This window comes from Bradyrhizobium dasycarpum (assembly GCF_042019905.1).
Classification (GTDB): Bacteria; Pseudomonadota; Alphaproteobacteria; order Rhizobiales; family Xanthobacteraceae; genus Bradyrhizobium; species Bradyrhizobium japonicum_B.
This window is the reverse complement of record NZ_CP169574.1, coordinates 6554815-6570568: the sequence shown is the minus strand read 5'-3', so window position 1 is coordinate 6570568 and position 15754 is coordinate 6554815. Positions and strand designations below refer to the sequence as shown.

The following is a 15754-nucleotide window of genomic DNA, read 5'->3' as shown; positions in this document are numbered from 1 at the left end:
CGACCCTCCCCCAGGGGAGGGTAAGGAGAGCGAGCCCAATTGAGATGCCTTCCAAACCAGCCATCAGCTATTCCCACGTCAGCAAGAGCTTCGGCTCGCTGAAGGCCGTCGACGGCGTCTCGCTCGATGTCGCCGAAGGCGAGTTCGTGGCCATCGTGGGGAGCTCGGGCTCCGGCAAGACCACGCTGCTGCGGCTCGCCAACCGGCTGATCGAGGCAGACAGCGGTAGCATCACGGTGGAAGGCGAGGACGTGCAAAACGTCGATCCGGTCGCGCTGCGGCGCCGGATCGGCTACGTGTTCCAGAGCGGCGGACTGTTTCCGCATTTGAGCGTCGCTGACAATATCGGGATCACACCCAAATTGCTTGGCGCGCCGGCGGCGGGCATCGCTGCGCGCGTCGACGAGCTGCTCGCGCTCGTCCAGCTCGACCGTGACGCGCATCGCGACCGCCTGCCGGCGGCGCTCTCCGGCGGACAGCGCCAGCGCGTCGGGGTGGCGCGAGCGCTTGCGGCGAAGCCTCGCATCGTGCTGATGGACGAGCCCTTCGGCGCGCTCGATCCGCTCACCCGCGACGCGCTCGGCGAGGACTATCGGTCGCTGCACCGCAAGCTCGGCCTGACCACCGTGATGATCACGCATGACATCACCGAGGCGCTCCTGCTCGCCGACCGCATCGCGGTGATGCGCGGCGGGAAGCTGCTCGCCCAGGGCACCCCCGCCGAGCTGTCGACCAGCGGCGAGGCTTACGTGCTGGAGCTTTTGCGCACGCCGCGCCGCCAAGTCGAACGGCTGAACGCGCTGCTGCCGCCGGGCGGCGCGGCATGAGCTTGCTTGCCGATCCACGCTGGGGCGAGGCGCTGGCGCATCTGCCCGATTATCTCGGCAACCACGTCCGGGTGAGTCTGGCCGCGCTCGCGCTCGGTCTCGTCGTCAGCCTGCCGCTGGCGATCCTGACGCGCAACCGCCCGGCCCCGCGCGCCGTGCTGCTCGCGGTCGCCAGCATCGTACAGACGGTGCCGGGTCTGGCGCTGCTCGCACTGTTCTATCCGCTGCTGCTGCTGGCGGCATCCGTGACGCTGGCCTGGTTCGGCGTGTCCTTCTCGGCCTTCGGCTTCCTGCCGGCGATGCTGGCGCTCGCGCTCTATTCGATGCTGCCGGTGCTGCGCAACGGCATCACCGGGCTCAACGGCATCGATCCCGCACTGATCGAGGCCGCCAAGGGCGTCGGCATGACCGCACGCCAGTCGTTGATCATGGTCGAGCTGCCGCTGGCGTTGCCGGTGATGATGGCGGGCGTCCGCACCGCCGCGGTATGGGTGATCGGCACCGCGACGCTGTCGACGCCGATCGGACAGACCAGCCTCGGCAATTACATCTTTGCCGGACTTCAGACCCAGAACTGGGTGTTCGTGCTGTTCGGCTGCTTTGCCTCGGCCCTGCTCGCACTCGCCGTCGATCAGCTGCTCGGCCTGATCGAAGGTGGCCTGCGCCAGCGCAGCCGCGCCCGCTCCGCGCTCGGCGCGGCCGGCATCGCCGCCCTGGTCGCCGCCACGCTGGTGCCGACGATGGGGCGCTCGTCGCAGGGCTATGTCGTCGGCGCCAAGACATTCGCCGAGCAATATGTGCTGTCGGCCCTGCTCAGGGACCGCCTGCAGGTCGCCGGCCTGTCCGCGGCGGCGCGCTCGGGCCTCGGCTCCAGCGTGATCTTCGGGGCGTTGAAGGCCGGCGACATCGATCTCTGTGTCGATTATTCCGGCACGCTCTGGGCCAACCAGCTGCATCGCACCGACATCAAGCCGCGCGCCGAGCTGATCGCGGAGCTGAAGACTGCGCTGGCAAAGGACGGCATCACTCTGCTCGGCGAGCTCGGCTTCGAGAACGCCTATGCGCTGGTGATGCCGAAGAAACGTGCCGAGGCGCTCGGCATCCGCACCATCGCCGATCTCGCCGCGCACGCATCGACGATGTCGATCGCCGGCGACTACGAATTCTTCTCACGGCCGGAATGGGCGGCGCTGCAGAAGGCCTACGGTCTCTCGTTCCGCGCCCAGCGCCAGATGCAGCCGGACTTCATGTATGCGGCGGTGGCCAGCGGCGAGGTCGACGTCATCGCCGGCTACACCAGCGACGGCCTGATCGCGAAATACGATCTGGTCGCGCTCGACGACCCCAGGCAAGCGATCCCGCCCTATGATGCGATCCTTCTGCTCGCACCGAAGCGCGCCGGTGACGAGCGACTCAAGGCGGCGCTGAGACCATTGCTCGGCAAGATCGACATCGCCACCATGCGCGAGGCGAACCTGCGCGCCAGCGGCAACGACGCGAATTCATCGCCGGACGTGGTGGCGAAGTGGCTGTGGGAGAAGGTGGGCGGGCGATAAGGTGAGATTTCGTAGGGTAGGCAAAGGCGCGTAAGCGCCGTGCCCACGATCTCTGACAGGTGATGGGCACGCTTCGCTTTGCCCACCCTACAGTCCCCTGATCATCCCCGCATCGATCAGCAGACGGTTCAGCCGCCGCGCTTCGGCGCCGTTTTTGCAGCCGTAGAAGATGCCCTTGCAGCGGAGCATGATCTCCCTCTGCTCGGCAAAGGACGGGTCGAGCGGGATGCCCGCGGCCTCCTGGATCACCAGCGGCAGATAGGGACCATCGATCGTGTCCATCACGGCCTCGCTTCTGACCGGCTCGAAATTCAAGGCGTCGATCGCGTAATAGGTCGCATAGAGGCGCGGATCGTAGGCGTCGAGCTTCTTGCCGAGAGCGCCCTCGTCGAGCCCGGGCTCGAGGATGGCAGGCGCGAACTCCGGCTGATGATCGCCGTAACGCACGATCAGGAAGGGCTCGCCCGGAAATTTCTTCTTCAGCCCCGCGACGAACGCCTTGTACTGCTCGGCGCTCATCGCCTGCCGGCGCAGATATTCGTCGATGGACGCCACATTGCCCGGCGCGCGCCAATTCGGCAGCAGCTCGGGACGGAAGCGCGTCTCCCAGGGGAAATGATTGGCGCCGAGATAGATGAAAGTGAAAAGCGGCTTGTTGGGCGGCTGCTGGCCCATCAGCTGCAGCGCCTTGTCGTAGAAGAAGCTGTCGGGCTCGACGTCCTTGGCGCCGAGATCCTTGGAATCGAGGAAGCGTTCGATACCGGTCGTCATCTGAAAGTTGCGGGCGGCCATGAAGCCGCCATGGGCGGGATAGAGCGACATCGTGTCGTAGCCGCAGCGGCGCAGCGCCAGCGGCAGCCCGCGCTCGACGCGGCCTCGAGGCGATCCGTGTCACAAAATAGGCGAAGCGGCCGAACGAACGCGAGGAGAGCCCCGCAAGCACGTTGTATTCGGTGAACCAGCTCGGTCCGCCATTGCTTTCTGCCAGGAACGTGCGTTGCTTGCCGTCCCAGGATTTGAAGTGGCTGCCATAGCCCTGCGGCACCTTGATGCCGCGGGCCGCTCGGATGTCGAAGCTCGATTCATCATGGATCATGATGATGTTCGGCCGGCGCCCGGCGGGGTGACAGGAGTCGACCAGCGGCATATTGAGCCGCTCATTGGTCGCGGCGGCCGATTCCATGAAGCCGTATTGCACGAAATCGGAGACCGAACTGACGCCGGAGCGGAAGAATTTCGAGAGATAACCGTCGTCGTAATAACCGCGCCAGGCCTCGTCAGGGTGATAGAGCGAATAGCCGACCAGCGCGGCAAGACAGGCCAGCTTGCAGGCGAGCGCGGGCAGACGGCGGATGCGGAACGGATCGAGCCACCACAGCGCATACATCAGCGGCAGCGTGACCAGGCCGGCCAGGATCACAGACCAGCGCAAATTCGGGAAGATCGCGAACAGAAACGCGACGGTGTCGCGGTCGATCATCATCAGGTCAATGAAGTTGACCGTCATCTGCACGACGTCGTGCTTCAGCCGCGACAGCAGCATCAGCACGACCACCATGGTCAGCGACAGCGCGCCGGAGAGCGCCGGCCGGCGCAGCAATGTGATCCAGAAGAAATTGAGGATGCCCCAGGCCAGCGCGAAGGAGAGCCGCGAGCCGAAATCGGTCTCGGTCTGGTACATCAGGGCGAGGGCGGCAAGGTGCGGCGCGGCAACGGCGAGCAGCCGCCAGATGCCGAGCGCGGCGACGCTCGCCAGCACGGCGGTGGTGGCAGAAGGACCTGGATTGGGCGCGGACGCCATCGAGGACACGCAACTCTGGTCCGGTGCGGTGATGCCAAGCCGTCTGGCCGGCCCGAAAACGACCAGGGCCTCCGGCGCAGCCGGAAGCCTGCACCATGTCATAAAACTGTAACGGAACGGTCAAGGACAGGCAACGCGCGTCGTGATCCGACCTTCGCTTAATGTCGGCGAGCGGCGCGCCGCGATACGGCGGTCGAGATCGCCAAGCACCGGCCTAGCGCTTTGCGATGCCTGAGATGAACAGGTCGAGCACCGCTTCCGCCATCCGCTCGATCTCGCCCTCCTTGACGCCCCAGCGCGGAAAATGGCCGTCGAGATTCATCCGGGCAAAGCCGTAGACCAGCGCGCGACCGGCGATCTGGACCTGCTTGAGGTCGGCCGGTCGCAGCAGGCCCTGCTCTGCCGCATCAGCCAGGATCCCCTCGGTCAGCGCGATCAGCTCGGCATTGTCGCGGCTGAGGTCGGCGGAGCTGCCATGGGCGAAGTAACGCCCGGTGGAGATGATCTCGAAATGGGCGGGATTGCGCATCGCCCAGCGCAGGTAAGCGAGCCCGAAGGCGCGGAAGCGAGCGAGTGGGCCGGCGGCCGGAGCCCCGGTCAGCACTGCCTCGATCTCGGCGCGAAACCGCCGTTGCGCCTCCTCTGCCACCGCCGCCATCAAAGAATCGCGGTTCGGAAAGTGCCGGAATGGCGCACCGGGGGACACCGCGGCCCGGCGGGCGGCCTCGCGGACTGAAACCTCTGCTCCCTCCGCCGCAAGTTGCAGCGCAGCATCGATCAGGACGCGACGAAGGTCGCCATGGTGATAGGGTTTGGCTTGGGCCGTGGGGCGGCGGGCACGCGGCCTGGAGGGCTGACGAGCGGACATGGGCCCCTTCTAGCATCACCTCAACGTGAATGTAAGCAGCGATTACACTGTTGACCGCGCCGGCGCCCCGCCATGTAATCGATGCTTACATAATGTAGGGAGATCACCATGTCGCAACGTCAAGGCTGGCTCGAGGGCTGGCGGCTGCTTGTCGCCCTCTCGTTGAGCCTGATCGTCCTCAGCCTGTGGATCGCCTCGATGCGGCAGTTCGAGGTCGAGGGCGTGCGGATGGTGATCCGTTTCACGGCGCGAAGCTCGCTCACGCTGTTCTGCCTCGCCTTCAGCGCCGCGGCGCTGGCGCGGCTGTGGCCCAACGCCTGGACGCGCTGGCAGCGTCGCAACCGGCGCTATCTCGGCTTGAGCTTTGCCGCGTCCCACGCCATCCACGCGGTCGCGATCGTAGTTTTTGCAGGGATGGATCCCGCCGGCTTTGCGCAGGCAACCTCGGTCGTCTCCTACATTTTCGGCGGCATCGGCTATGCCGTCATCATTGTCATGAGTGCGACCTCGTTCGACCGCACCGCCGCGCTGGTCGGGCCCCGCGCCTGGCGGACGCTGCACCTGGTCGGCGGCTATTATCTCTGGTTCCAGTTCCTGGTGTCGTTCGGCAAGCGCGTGCCGGCGATGCCGCTCTATGCCGCGTTCCTCATTCCGCTCCTGGTCGTGCTGGCGCTGCGCATGATCGCGATGGCCCGCCACCCGCGCGGGCAGGCCGTAGCGGCGGGCTGAAACGCCAGCCTTACTGTGGCAGGAACCCGAGCCGCTTGGCGATGATGCGATCGAGCGCCCGCTTCGGCAGCACGGCCGCGATCAGGTGGCGCATCGGGTCGGGCTTGATCTGGTAGCGCACCTTGGGGCTCGCCGCCGTCAGCGCCTCGAACACGATCTCGGCGATCCGCTCGGCCGGCAGGCCCTTGGCGCCGAGGTCCATCATGAAGGCCATGACCTTGTTCAGCGCCGGCAGATAGGGCGAGTTCTGGTAGACGGAGAGATCGATCTGTTCGGCCTTGCTCCAGATCGGCGTCTTCACTGCGCCGGGAGCGACGATGATGACGTCGATGCCGAACAGCATCAATTCGCGGCGCAGGCTTTCCGACAATCCCTCGACGGCATGCTTGGAGGCGGAATAGGGCGCCGACAGCGGATTGCCGTTCTTGCCCGCGACCGAGCTGATCATCACGATCCGCCCCTTCGGCCCCTTCAGCGAGGGATCGGCACCGAGCAGCGGCCCGAACGCCTGGGTCGCGATGACGGGGCCGATGACGTTGATGTCCATCTGGCGGCGAAAATCGTCGGCCGACAATTCGAGCACGGGACCGGCGACCGCGACGCCCGCATTGTTGACGAGGCCGGCCAGCGTCTCCCCGCCCAGCGCCTCGCGGACTTCTCGCGCAGCCGCGAGGACTGCGGCTTCGTCGGTGACGTCGAACAGCAGCGGCGTGAAATGGGCGCCGAACTCGGCCTTCAGCCGCTCGGCATCGGCCTGCTTGCGAACGCTGCCGAAGACGCGATAGCCGCGTCCGATCAGAAATTTTGCAGTGGCCCAGCCGATGCCGGTGGACGCACCGGTGACGACGACAGATCGCATGGTCTTCCCTCCCTCAGGTGCCCGCGATCATGCCTTGGATTTCTCCTGGTGTCCCGGACAAGCACAGCGAAGCGCAGAGCCGGGACCCAGGAGCCGCATGGACCCCGGATCAGCAGCGCAGCACCAACGTGCTGCGCCGCGTCCGGGGCACAATACTTAGTTCTTCGACTTGTCGACCAGCGCGCCCTTCTTGATCCAGGGCATCATGTCGCGCAGCTTCGCGCCGACTTCCTCGATCGGGTGCTGAGCGAGCTTGGCGCGGGTCGCCTTGAACGAGGTCTGGTTGACCTTGTTCTCGAGCATCCAGTCGCGGGCGAACTTGCCGCCCTGGATGTCGGCCAGAACCTTGCGCATCTCCTTCTTGGTCTCGTCCGTGATGATACGCGGACCGGTGACGTACTCGCCGTACTCGGCGGTGTTGGAGATCGAGTAGTTCATGTTGGCGATGCCGCCTTCGTAGATCAGGTCGACGATCAGCTTCACCTCGTGCAGGCACTCGAAATAGGCCATCTCCGGGGCGTAGCCGGCCTCGACCAGCGTCTCGTAGCCGCCCTTGATCAGCTCGACCAGGCCGCCGCAGAGCACCACCTGCTCGCCGAACAGGTCGGTCTCGCACTCTTCCTTGAAGGTGGTCTCGATGATGCCGGCACGGCCGCCGCCGATGGCGGAGGCGTAGGACAGGCCGAGGTCATGGGCGTTGCCCGAGACGTCCTTGGCGATCGCGATCAGGCAGGGCACGCCGCCGCCGCGCTGATATTCCGAGCGCACGGTGTGGCCGGGGCCCTTCGGCGCGATCATCAGCACGTCGAGATCGGCGCGCGGATCGAGCAGGTTGAAATGGACGTTGAGGCCGTGCGCGAACACCAGGGCGGCGCCCTTCTTCATGTTGTCGTGCAGGTGCTCGCGATAGATGTCGCCCTGGAGCTCGTCCGGGGTCAGCATCATGACGAGGTCGGCCCATTTGGCGGCTTCGGCAACTTCCAGCACCTTGAAGCCGGCGTTCTCCGCCTTCTTGGCCGAGGCCGATCCCTTGCGCAGCGCGATGGCGACTTCCTTGACGCCGGAATCCTTCAGGTTGAGCGCATGGGCATGGCCCTGGCTGCCATAGCCGACGATGGCGACCTTCTTGCCCTTGATCAGGTTCAGGTCGGCGTCGCGATCGTAATAAACACGCATGGTCGTTTCCTCGTTCAGGGCCGAAAATCGGCCAATGGTCAGTGTCCGAAGGGTGAAATTTGCGGATTTCGGGGGCTGTCTAGAGCATTTTCAGCCCTGAGGGAAACCCGTTTCTGCATGGAAATCCGCGACATCATGCATCCATGAAAACGGGGTAGAGGGAGGCCAGCAGCAGGATCGCCATCAGGATGTTGAAGGCGCGGACCAGCCGCTCCGAGGTCAGGACCGGCCGCAAGGCGGAGCCGAACAGGGCCCAGACCACGGTCGAGACGGTGCCGACGATCAGGCTGATCAGGGTCTGGATCGCGATATTGAGCGGGAATTGGGCGATCGCCGCATAGGCGGTGATGGTGCCGATCACGATCACCCAGCCCTTGGCGTTGATCCACTGGAACATCGCCGCGCCCCAGAAGGTCATCGGGCCGCGGCCGTCCCCCTCCCCGGCTTGGCCGGGCCGGACATGGCGATCGCGGCGGCAAGATAGATCAGGTAGGCGGCACCGGCATATTTCAGGATGGTCTGCAGGATCGGATAGGCCAGGAATACGGAGCCGAGCCCGAGGCCGACAGCTGCGACCATGAAGGCGAAGCCGAGAACGATGCCCACGATGTGGGGGATGGTGCGCCGGAAGCCGTAGGTCAGGCCCGAGGACAGCAGCATGATGTTGTTCGGCCCGGGCGTGAAATACATCACGACCATGAAGATGAGGAAGGCATAGAGCAGCGACTGGGACATGCTCACCTCACGCCGTCTTCGGCAACGGTTCTTCGGGTAGCGTATTGGGCCGCTTCGCCAGCACCATCACGGCGATACCGCCGATCACGGTCACCATGCCGGCAAGCCGCAAGGGTCCGAACCGCTCGCCGAAAACGATACTGGAGGCCGCCGAGCCGACGAACGGGACCAGCAGCGCGAACGGCACCACTTGCGCGGCGGGATAGTCGCGCAGCAATCGGCCCCACAGCCAATAGGCGATGCTGGTGGAGATGCCGCCAAGCGCCAGCATGCAGAGCGCCGATGTCAGCGACATCCGGCTCAGCGACGTCCATGTCGGCGCCGGGCCGTCGGCGACCAGCGTCAGCACGAACAGCGGCACGGCCGAGGCGAGGCACAGCCACGCGAACAGGTCGAACATCGGCACGCCGCGGGCCCGGCGCAGCAGCAGATTGCCGACCGCGAAGCTGAGCGGCGAGATCATCAGCACCGCGAACGCAGCGACGCTGAAATCGTAGCCGACCGTGCCGCAGATCATCAGCAGGCCGATCGCGGCGATAGCGATGCCGAGCGTCTGCATCGGTGTCGGACGCTCGCCAAAGGCGATCGCGGCAAGACCGATCGTGAACAGCGCCTGGCTCTGCACCACCACGCTGGTGAGCCCGACCGGCACGCCGTGAGCGATGCCATAGGCCTGGCTGAGGAACTGGCCGAGGAACAACGTGGAGCTGATCGCGATCAGCAGCGACCAGGTGATCTTGGGCTTGCGGATGAACAGGCACGGCACCGCTGCAATGGCGAAGCGCAGCATCGTCATCAACTCCGGCGACAACTCGTCGAGCGCGAACCGGCTCGCCACGAAGGCAAGCCCCCAGATGATCGCCACCAGGACGGCGATGAGGATATCGGCCGGCTTCATTGTTGTTCTCGGTTCTGCCCTGTCGTGCAGCCCTGTTGTTATTCGTCTAGCCTTGCTCGCCGGCCTTTACGTGGAAGAATTGGGTTTGCGCAGCAGATACGTGCCGTGCATCGGTGCGTGGTAGTCGGCCGAGACCAGCGTGAAGCCGACGTCGGTCAGCATCCGCTCCATCACCCAGCCGAAGGTGGAATATTCGTCGCGCATATGCGTCACCACGCTTTCGCGCGCGAAATCGTGGTTCTTGATCTGGAAGTCGGCCCATTGCTCGACGTCGCGCTCGATCGCGTCGGGCATCGCGGTGTAGACGATGTCGCGCAGGTAGAACGTCGCGCCCGGCTTGAGCGCGCGAAAAATCCGCGACATCGCCACCGCTTTCCAGAAATCCGGCAAATGGTGCAGCGTGAACTCGCTGACGACGAGATCGTAGGATTCCGGCCGATAGGCAAAGCTGAGCAGGCCGGCGGACTGGGTCCGCACCGGCGCCTTGCGGTCGCGCGCGTAGATCTCGGCGAGCGCCAGCATCGCCGGCGAGATGTCGATGGCGTCGACCTCGGCCCCCATCAGCGCCGCTTCGGTCGCCAGCACGCCGTTGCCGCAGCCGATGTCGGCGATGCGCCAGCCGCGCTGGACTCCCAGCATCTTCAGTGCGGCGCGCGCCCGCAGATCGGCATCGTCGTGGGCGTCGTAGATCGAGGCCACGGCGGGCCCGATCCCCATCCGGTTCCGTTCGTTATAGTACCAGTCGCGCGCCAGCATGGCTCACATCCCTTCAGGCCCGCGGCCGATCGCGGCAACGCCGGTGCGCGACACCTCGACGAGGCCGAGTGGGCGCATCAGGTCGATAAACTGGTTGATCTTGTCCGTGTTGCCTGTGATCTCGAACACAAAGCTCTCGGTCGTGGCGTCGATCACCCGGGCGCGGAACGCATCCGCGAGCCGGAGCGCCTCGACGCGATGTTCGCCCTGCCCGCGCACCTTCACCATCGCGAGCTCGCGCTCGATCGAGCGCCGGGTCTGGGTCATGTCGACGACCTGATAGACCGGGATCATGCGGTCGAGCTGGTTCTTGATCTGCGCGATCACCATCGGCGTGCCGGTGGTGACGATGGTGATGCGCGACAGATGCTTCTGGGCCTCGGTCTCCGAGACCGTGAGACTTTTCGATGTTGTAGCCGCGGCCCGAGAACAGGCCGATGACGCGGGCGAGCACGCCAGGCTCGTTCTGCACGAGCACGGCGAGCGTGTGCGTCTCGTTCGGGTCGTGGCGCTCCTCGATGAAATAGGCGGATGCGGGCTGGTTCATTGTCGTCCCCTCTTGTCTCTCCGTCACGCCATCGCTGGCGCGTCCGTCCCGACCCAACGGCGGAACAGATCGAAATCGATATTGCCCCCGGACAGCACGAGACCGACGCGCTTGCCCTTGAGCTTGCTCTTTTCCTGCAGCGCCGCGGCCAACGCGGCTGCGCCGGCGCCTTCGGCGAGATTATGTGTATCGGTCCAGTAGGCGCGGATCGCGGCGGCAACCTCATCGTCGGTGACCTCTACGATGCGCGCGGCGCCCTTGCGGATCAGCGCAAATGCATCCGCGTCGGGAATGCGCGTCGCCATGCCGTCGGCGCGCGTGTTGCTGGTTTCGGTCGTCACGATTTTTCCGGCCGCGAACGACAGCGCATAGGACGGCGCTTCCGTCGATTGCACGCCAACGATCTCGGTCTTCAGGCCGAGCAGGTCGCGCGCCATGATGCAGCCGCAGATGCCGGAGCCCTGCCCGATCGGCACATAGAGGACATCGAGGTCGGACACTGCGCGGAACAATTCGAGAGCGTAGGTCGCAACGCCAAGAACGAGATCCGGGTGGAACGAGGGCACCATGTGGAGCCCGGCGAACTGCGCCCGGCGTTCGGCTTCCTCGCGTGCCGCCTGAAAGTCCTCGCCGTGCTCGACGAGTTCGGCACCAAAGGCCGTCATCGCGCGGTTCTTCTCGACCGAGTTGCCGCGTGGCACATAGATCACCGCGGGCACGCCGTGGCGACTCGCGGCAAAGGCGAGGCTCTGACCGTGATTGCCGCGCGTCGCCGAGATGATCCCCGATGTCTTCGGTCGCTCGCGCTTCAGCCGTTCGAGATAGACGAGGCCGCCGCGCACCTTGAAGGCGCCGATCGGCGTGTGGTTCTCGTGCTTGACCACGACCTCGGTGCCGAGCCGACCTGCGAGCAACGGCCAGGCATGCGCCGGCGTTGCCGGCACCGCCTGCCCCACGATCGCATGTGCGCGCTCGAGGCTCCCTCCAGGTCGAACATGGCTTCACACCAGCGCCTTGCCGCCGGCGAACGCCTTCGCGGTCGCCTCGTCATTGGCCTGCTCCGGCAACAGCATCTCGTTATGCGCCTTGCCGGACGGAATCATCGGGAAGCAGTTTTCGAGCGCCGCGACGCGGCAGTCGAACAGCACCGGCCGCTTGACCGAGATCATCTCCTTGATGGCGCCGTCGAGATCGCCGGGCTTGTGCACCTGAAGGCCGACGGCGCCATAGGCTTCGGCGAGCTTGACGAAATCCGGCAGCGCCTCCGAATAGGAATGCGACAGCCGGTTGCCGTGCAGAAGCTGCTGCCACTGCCGCACCATGCCCATGTACTGGTTGTTCAGGATGAAGATCTTGATCGGCAGCTCGTACTGCACCGCCGTCGACATCTCCTGCATCGTCATCTGCACCGAGGCATCGCCTGCGATGTCGATGACGAGACTGTCGGGATGAGCCACCTGCACGCCGACCGCGGCCGGCAGGCCGTAGCCCATGGTGCCGAGACCGCCCGACGTCATCCAGCGATGCGGCTCCTCGAAGCCGTAGAATTGCGCCGCCCACATCTGGTGCTGGCCGACCTCGGTCGTGATGTAGGTGTCCCTGCCGCGCGTGGCTTCGAACAGGCTCTGGATCGCATGCTGCGGCAGGATGACGTCGTTGCTCTTCTTGTAGTAGAGCGAGTTGCGGCCGCGCCATTGCGCGATCTGCTGCCACCAGCTCTTGATGTCCGGCCTCTTCGCCTCCGCCTTGAACACCTGCAGGATGTCGCCGAGGATGTTGGCGCAGTCGCCGATGATCGGCACGTCGACGCGGATGTTCTTGTTGATCGAGGACGGGTCGATGTCGATGTGGATCTTCTTCGAATTGGGGGAGAACGCATCGACGCGGCCCGTGATACGGTCGTCAAAGCGCGCGCCGACGCACAGCATGACGTCGCAATCATGCATCGTCATGTTGGCCTCGTAGGTGCCGTGCATGCCGAGCATGCCGAGCCAGTTCTTGCCCGACGCAGGATAGGCGCCGAGACCCATCAGGGTCGAAGTGATCGGGAAGCCGGTGACCTCGACCAGTTCGCGCAACAGCCTGGTCGCCTCGGGGCCGGAATTGATGACGCCGCCGCCGCTGTAGATCACGGGACGCTTGGCATTCGTGAGCAGCGCCACCGCCTTGCGGATCTGCGCCGCATCGCCCTTCACGCGCGGCGCGTAGGAGCGGTGCACGTCGGATTTGCGCGGCGGATGATAGGTGCCGGTCGCGAACTGCACGTCCTTGGGGACGTCGACCAGCACCGGGCCGGGACGGCCGGAGGTCGCGACGTAAAAGGCCTCGTGCAGAACTTTCGCGAGATCGTTGACGTCGCGCACCAGCCAGTTGTGCTTGGTGCAGGGACGCGTGATGCCGACCGTGTCGCATTCCTGGAACGCGTCGTTGCCGATCAGATGCGTCGGCACCTGGCCCGAAATGCAGACCAGCGGGATCGAGTCCATCAGCGCATCGGTCAGCGGCGTCACCATGTTGGTGGCGCCGGGGCCGGAGGTCACCAGCGCGACGCCCGGCTTGCCGGTCGAGCGGGCATAGCCCTCGGCGGCGTGGCCCGCACCCTGCTCGTGGCGGACCAGGATGTGCTGGACTTGGCTCTGCTGGAAGATCTCGTCATAGATCGGAAGCACGGCGCCGCCGGGATAGCCGAAAATGTCGGTCACGCCGTGATCGATGAGCGCGCGCACGATCATCGCGGCGCCGGTCATCTGGTTCGGATCGTGGCTCTTGTCGCTCATTGGCTTGCTCCGGATGCGCTGTTGTCAGCGGCTTCGTTCGTGTCGGGTTCGGGAAATAAAAAAGGCCCCGAAGAGGGCCCATGCACACCGCCTGTCTTGTGGATGGCAGCTAGCCATCCCCGGCGGTGTGCCTGGGTACGACGGCGATAAGGAGTTTGGCAATAATGTTACGCATGGCAGGCGCTCGGCTTCCCAAAGGTTGCGCGAACATAGCGGCCAAAGCCTGGATGTCAAGGCAAGGCGGCCGTCCCCGCGCGATTTTGGCAGTGTAGCGGTGTTCCCCAGGTTCGGCGAGAGGTAAATTGGGGAACCCGGATGGAAAAATGCGTCAGCCGCGGGCGCGGACCGCGGTGACGATCGCAGCGCCCCATCCCCTCGCCTGCTCCGGCCGCACCCATTCGAACTCCGGCAATTGATGCCGGAACCAGGTGAATTGCCGCTTGGCATAATGGCGGGTGTCGGCGCGGCCGATGGCGGCGGCCTGCTCCAGGCTGAGCTCACCGCGCAAGTGCCGAATCAGGGCGGGCACGCCATGAGCCTTCATCGCCGGCAGCAGCGGATCGAGCTGTCTGGCGGCAAGCCGCTCGACCTCCTCCAACGCGCCGGCGGCCAGCATGGCGTCGAACCGGGCGTCGATCCGAGCGTAGAGCGCGTCGCGCTCGGGCGCGAGAAACACTGCGCGAAAACTGCCGCTCGGCAGCAGCGGAGGCTGGCCTTCCCGGTGCCAGTCGAGCAGCGAGCGGCCGGTCGCCTCGACCACTTCGAGCGCACGCGCGATCCGGGTGCGATCGCGCAGGTTCAATCGCTCGGCGGCATGCGGATCGCGACGCGCCAATTCCGCATGCAGCGCCTCCGCACCGTTCCGTTCCAGCCGCGCGCGCACGTCCTCACGCACCTCGGCGGGAATTGGCGGCACCACGGAGAGCCCGGCCGTCAGCGCTTTGAAATAGAGCCCGGTGCCGCCGACGAAGATCGGCAGGCGGCCTTGCGCGCGCGCCTCGTCGAGCGCCTTTGCCGCGTCGGCCACCCAGGCGCCGGCCGAGAAATTCACGGCTGCATCGACATGGCCGTAGAGACGGTGCGGAGCGCGGGCCTCCTCATCCTGTGTTGGCCGTGCCGTGATGATGCGCAGGTCGCGGTAGACCTGCATGGAATCGGCATTGACGACGATACCGCCGCTGGCGAGCGCGAGCTGCAGCGCCAGCGCCGACTTGCCGCTGGCGGTCGGGCCTGCGATAAGCACGGCCTCGCCAACAGGCCTTGTGCCGACTTGCTCCTCGCTCACGAAAACCTCAAATGTCCCTCGTCGCCACGCTGATCTGCAACCCCGACAATCCCGCGCTCGATACGACCATCGTCGACGGCGCCCGCGCCGTGCTGCCGCAGGCAGCGCCCGCGCACTGGCTGTTCGACGGGGTCGCGGTCGATATCCCGTTCGGCGCCGACAGTAACCTCGAAGCCGACCGCCTGGCCATCGAGCAGCGGCTCCGCGAGCTTCGCGGCGACCTGCCCATCGACATCGTCGTGCAACCTGTTGGCTTCAGGCGCAAGAAGCTTTTTCTCGCCGACATGGATTCCACCATGATCGGGCAGGAATGCATCGACGAGCTCGCCGATTTCGTCGGGGTGAAGGCGCATGTGGCCGCCATCACCGAGCGCGCCATGCGCGGCGAGATCGAGTTCGAGCCGGCGCTGCGCGAGCGCGTCGCGCTGCTGAAGGACCTGCCCGCCAGTGCGGTCGACGAGGTGCTGGCCAAGCGCATCACCCTGACCCCGGGCGGGCGCGAGCTGGTCGCCACGATGCGCAAGCACGGCGCCTATACCTGCCTCGTCTCCGGCGGCTTCACGCTGTTCACGACCGCGGTTGCCGCCAAGATCGGCTTTCAGGAAAACCGCGCCAACGAGCTCGTCGTGCGCGACGGCAAGTTCACCGGCGAGGTGAGGGAGCCGATTCTGGGGCGCGCGGCCAAGCTCGCCACGCTGGTCGATCTGATGGAATCGTTCGATCTCGACGACATCGACTCGGTCGTGGTCGGCGACGGCGCCAACGACCTCGCGATGATCCAGGCGGCCGGGCTCGGCGTCGCCTATCACGCCAAGCCGGCCGTCGCGGCGGCGGCAGCCGCGCGGATCGACCACGGCGATCTCACCGCGCTGCTCTATGCGCAGGGGTACCGGCGGGACGAGTTCGTGGAGGGATAGTCTCTCGCCGCACGCACGGCCGC

At 65.8% G+C, this 15754-nt stretch carries 11 protein-coding genes and 4 pseudogenes; 4 read left to right on the top strand and 11 right to left on the bottom strand.

The window, feature by feature from the left end; all coding sequences use genetic code 11:
- Nucleotides 1-44: 44 nt before the first annotated feature.
- Both ACETMP_RS31330 and ACETMP_RS31325 read left to right on the top strand, forming a co-directional pair.
- Nucleotides 45-827, top strand: coding sequence for an ATP-binding cassette domain-containing protein (locus ACETMP_RS31330; RefSeq protein ID WP_375159154.1), 783 nt, complete (start codon nt 45-47; stop codon nt 825-827).
- On the top strand, nt 824-2383 hold the full coding sequence (locus tag ACETMP_RS31325; RefSeq protein WP_375159153.1) for a glycine betaine ABC transporter substrate-binding protein: 1560 nt from the start codon (nt 824-826) through the stop codon (nt 2381-2383). The genes ACETMP_RS31330 and ACETMP_RS31325 overlap by 4 nt, the downstream gene beginning before the upstream one ends.
- An 87-nt stretch (nt 2384-2470) precedes the next feature.
- Here the strand turns inward: ACETMP_RS31325 and ACETMP_RS31320 are convergent.
- Together ACETMP_RS31320 and ACETMP_RS31315 are read right to left on the bottom strand one after the other, a co-directional pair.
- Nucleotides 2471-4184, bottom strand: a pseudogene (locus ACETMP_RS31320) (sulfatase-like hydrolase/transferase).
- A gap of 214 nt (nt 4185-4398) precedes the next feature.
- Nucleotides 4399-5052 carry a TetR/AcrR family transcriptional regulator gene (locus ACETMP_RS31315; protein ID WP_375159152.1) on the bottom strand — a complete coding sequence of 218 codons (654 nt, stop codon included), beginning with the start codon at nt 5050-5052 and terminating at the stop codon, nt 4399-4401.
- Nucleotides 5053-5160: 108 nt separating this feature from the next.
- On the opposite strand from ACETMP_RS31315, the gene ACETMP_RS31310 reads away from it, so the two are divergent.
- Nucleotides 5161-5781: a hypothetical protein gene (locus ACETMP_RS31310; protein WP_375159151.1), complete on the top strand. Its 621-nt coding sequence runs from the start codon at nt 5161-5163 to the stop codon at nt 5779-5781.
- A 10-nt stretch (nt 5782-5791) separates the two neighbouring features.
- Here ACETMP_RS31310 and ACETMP_RS31305 read toward each other — a convergent pair whose 3' ends face one another.
- From ACETMP_RS31305 to miaA, 9 genes and pseudogenes are all read right to left on the bottom strand, one after another.
- Complete coding sequence (locus ACETMP_RS31305) at nt 5792-6640, bottom strand: SDR family oxidoreductase (RefSeq protein ID WP_375159150.1); 849 nt, start codon at nt 6638-6640, stop codon at nt 5792-5794.
- 156 nt (nt 6641-6796) lie between these two features.
- Nucleotides 6797-7816: a ketol-acid reductoisomerase gene (ilvC, locus tag ACETMP_RS31300; protein ID WP_291615686.1), complete on the bottom strand. Its 1020-nt coding sequence runs from the start codon at nt 7814-7816 to the stop codon at nt 6797-6799.
- 133 nt (nt 7817-7949) lie between these two features.
- Nucleotides 7950-8551, bottom strand: a pseudogene (locus ACETMP_RS31295) (LysE family translocator).
- A 7-nt stretch (nt 8552-8558) separates the two neighbouring features.
- On the bottom strand, nt 8559-9449 hold the full coding sequence (locus tag ACETMP_RS31290) for an EamA family transporter (protein ID WP_375159149.1): 891 nt from the start codon (nt 9447-9449) through the stop codon (nt 8559-8561).
- A 66-nt stretch (nt 9450-9515) separates the two neighbouring features.
- Nucleotides 9516-10205: a class I SAM-dependent methyltransferase gene (locus ACETMP_RS31285; protein ID WP_375159148.1), complete on the bottom strand. Its 690-nt coding sequence runs from the start codon at nt 10203-10205 to the stop codon at nt 9516-9518.
- 3 nt (nt 10206-10208) lie between these two features.
- Nucleotides 10209-10752 (bottom strand): annotated as a pseudogene (ilvN, locus tag ACETMP_RS31280) (acetolactate synthase small subunit).
- Between the two features lie 23 nt (nt 10753-10775).
- Nucleotides 10776-11749: pseudogene (locus tag ACETMP_RS31275) on the bottom strand (threonine dehydratase).
- A 4-nt stretch (nt 11750-11753) separates the two neighbouring features.
- The gene (locus ACETMP_RS31270) at nt 11754-13529 is read right to left on the bottom strand and encodes an acetolactate synthase 3 large subunit (RefSeq protein ID WP_375159147.1); all 1776 of its coding nucleotides are present in this window, start codon (nt 13527-13529) and stop codon (nt 11754-11756) included.
- A gap of 328 nt (nt 13530-13857) precedes the next feature.
- A complete protein-coding gene (gene miaA / locus ACETMP_RS31265; protein WP_375159146.1) occupies nt 13858-14814 on the bottom strand; it encodes a tRNA (adenosine(37)-N6)-dimethylallyltransferase MiaA in 957 nt (318 codons plus the stop codon).
- 11 nt (nt 14815-14825) lie between these two features.
- Here miaA and serB point away from each other — a divergent pair, with 11 nt between their 5' ends.
- Complete coding sequence (gene serB / locus ACETMP_RS31260) at nt 14826-15731, top strand: phosphoserine phosphatase SerB (protein WP_375159145.1); 906 nt, start codon at nt 14826-14828, stop codon at nt 15729-15731.
- Nucleotides 15732-15754: the final 23 nt, after the last annotated feature.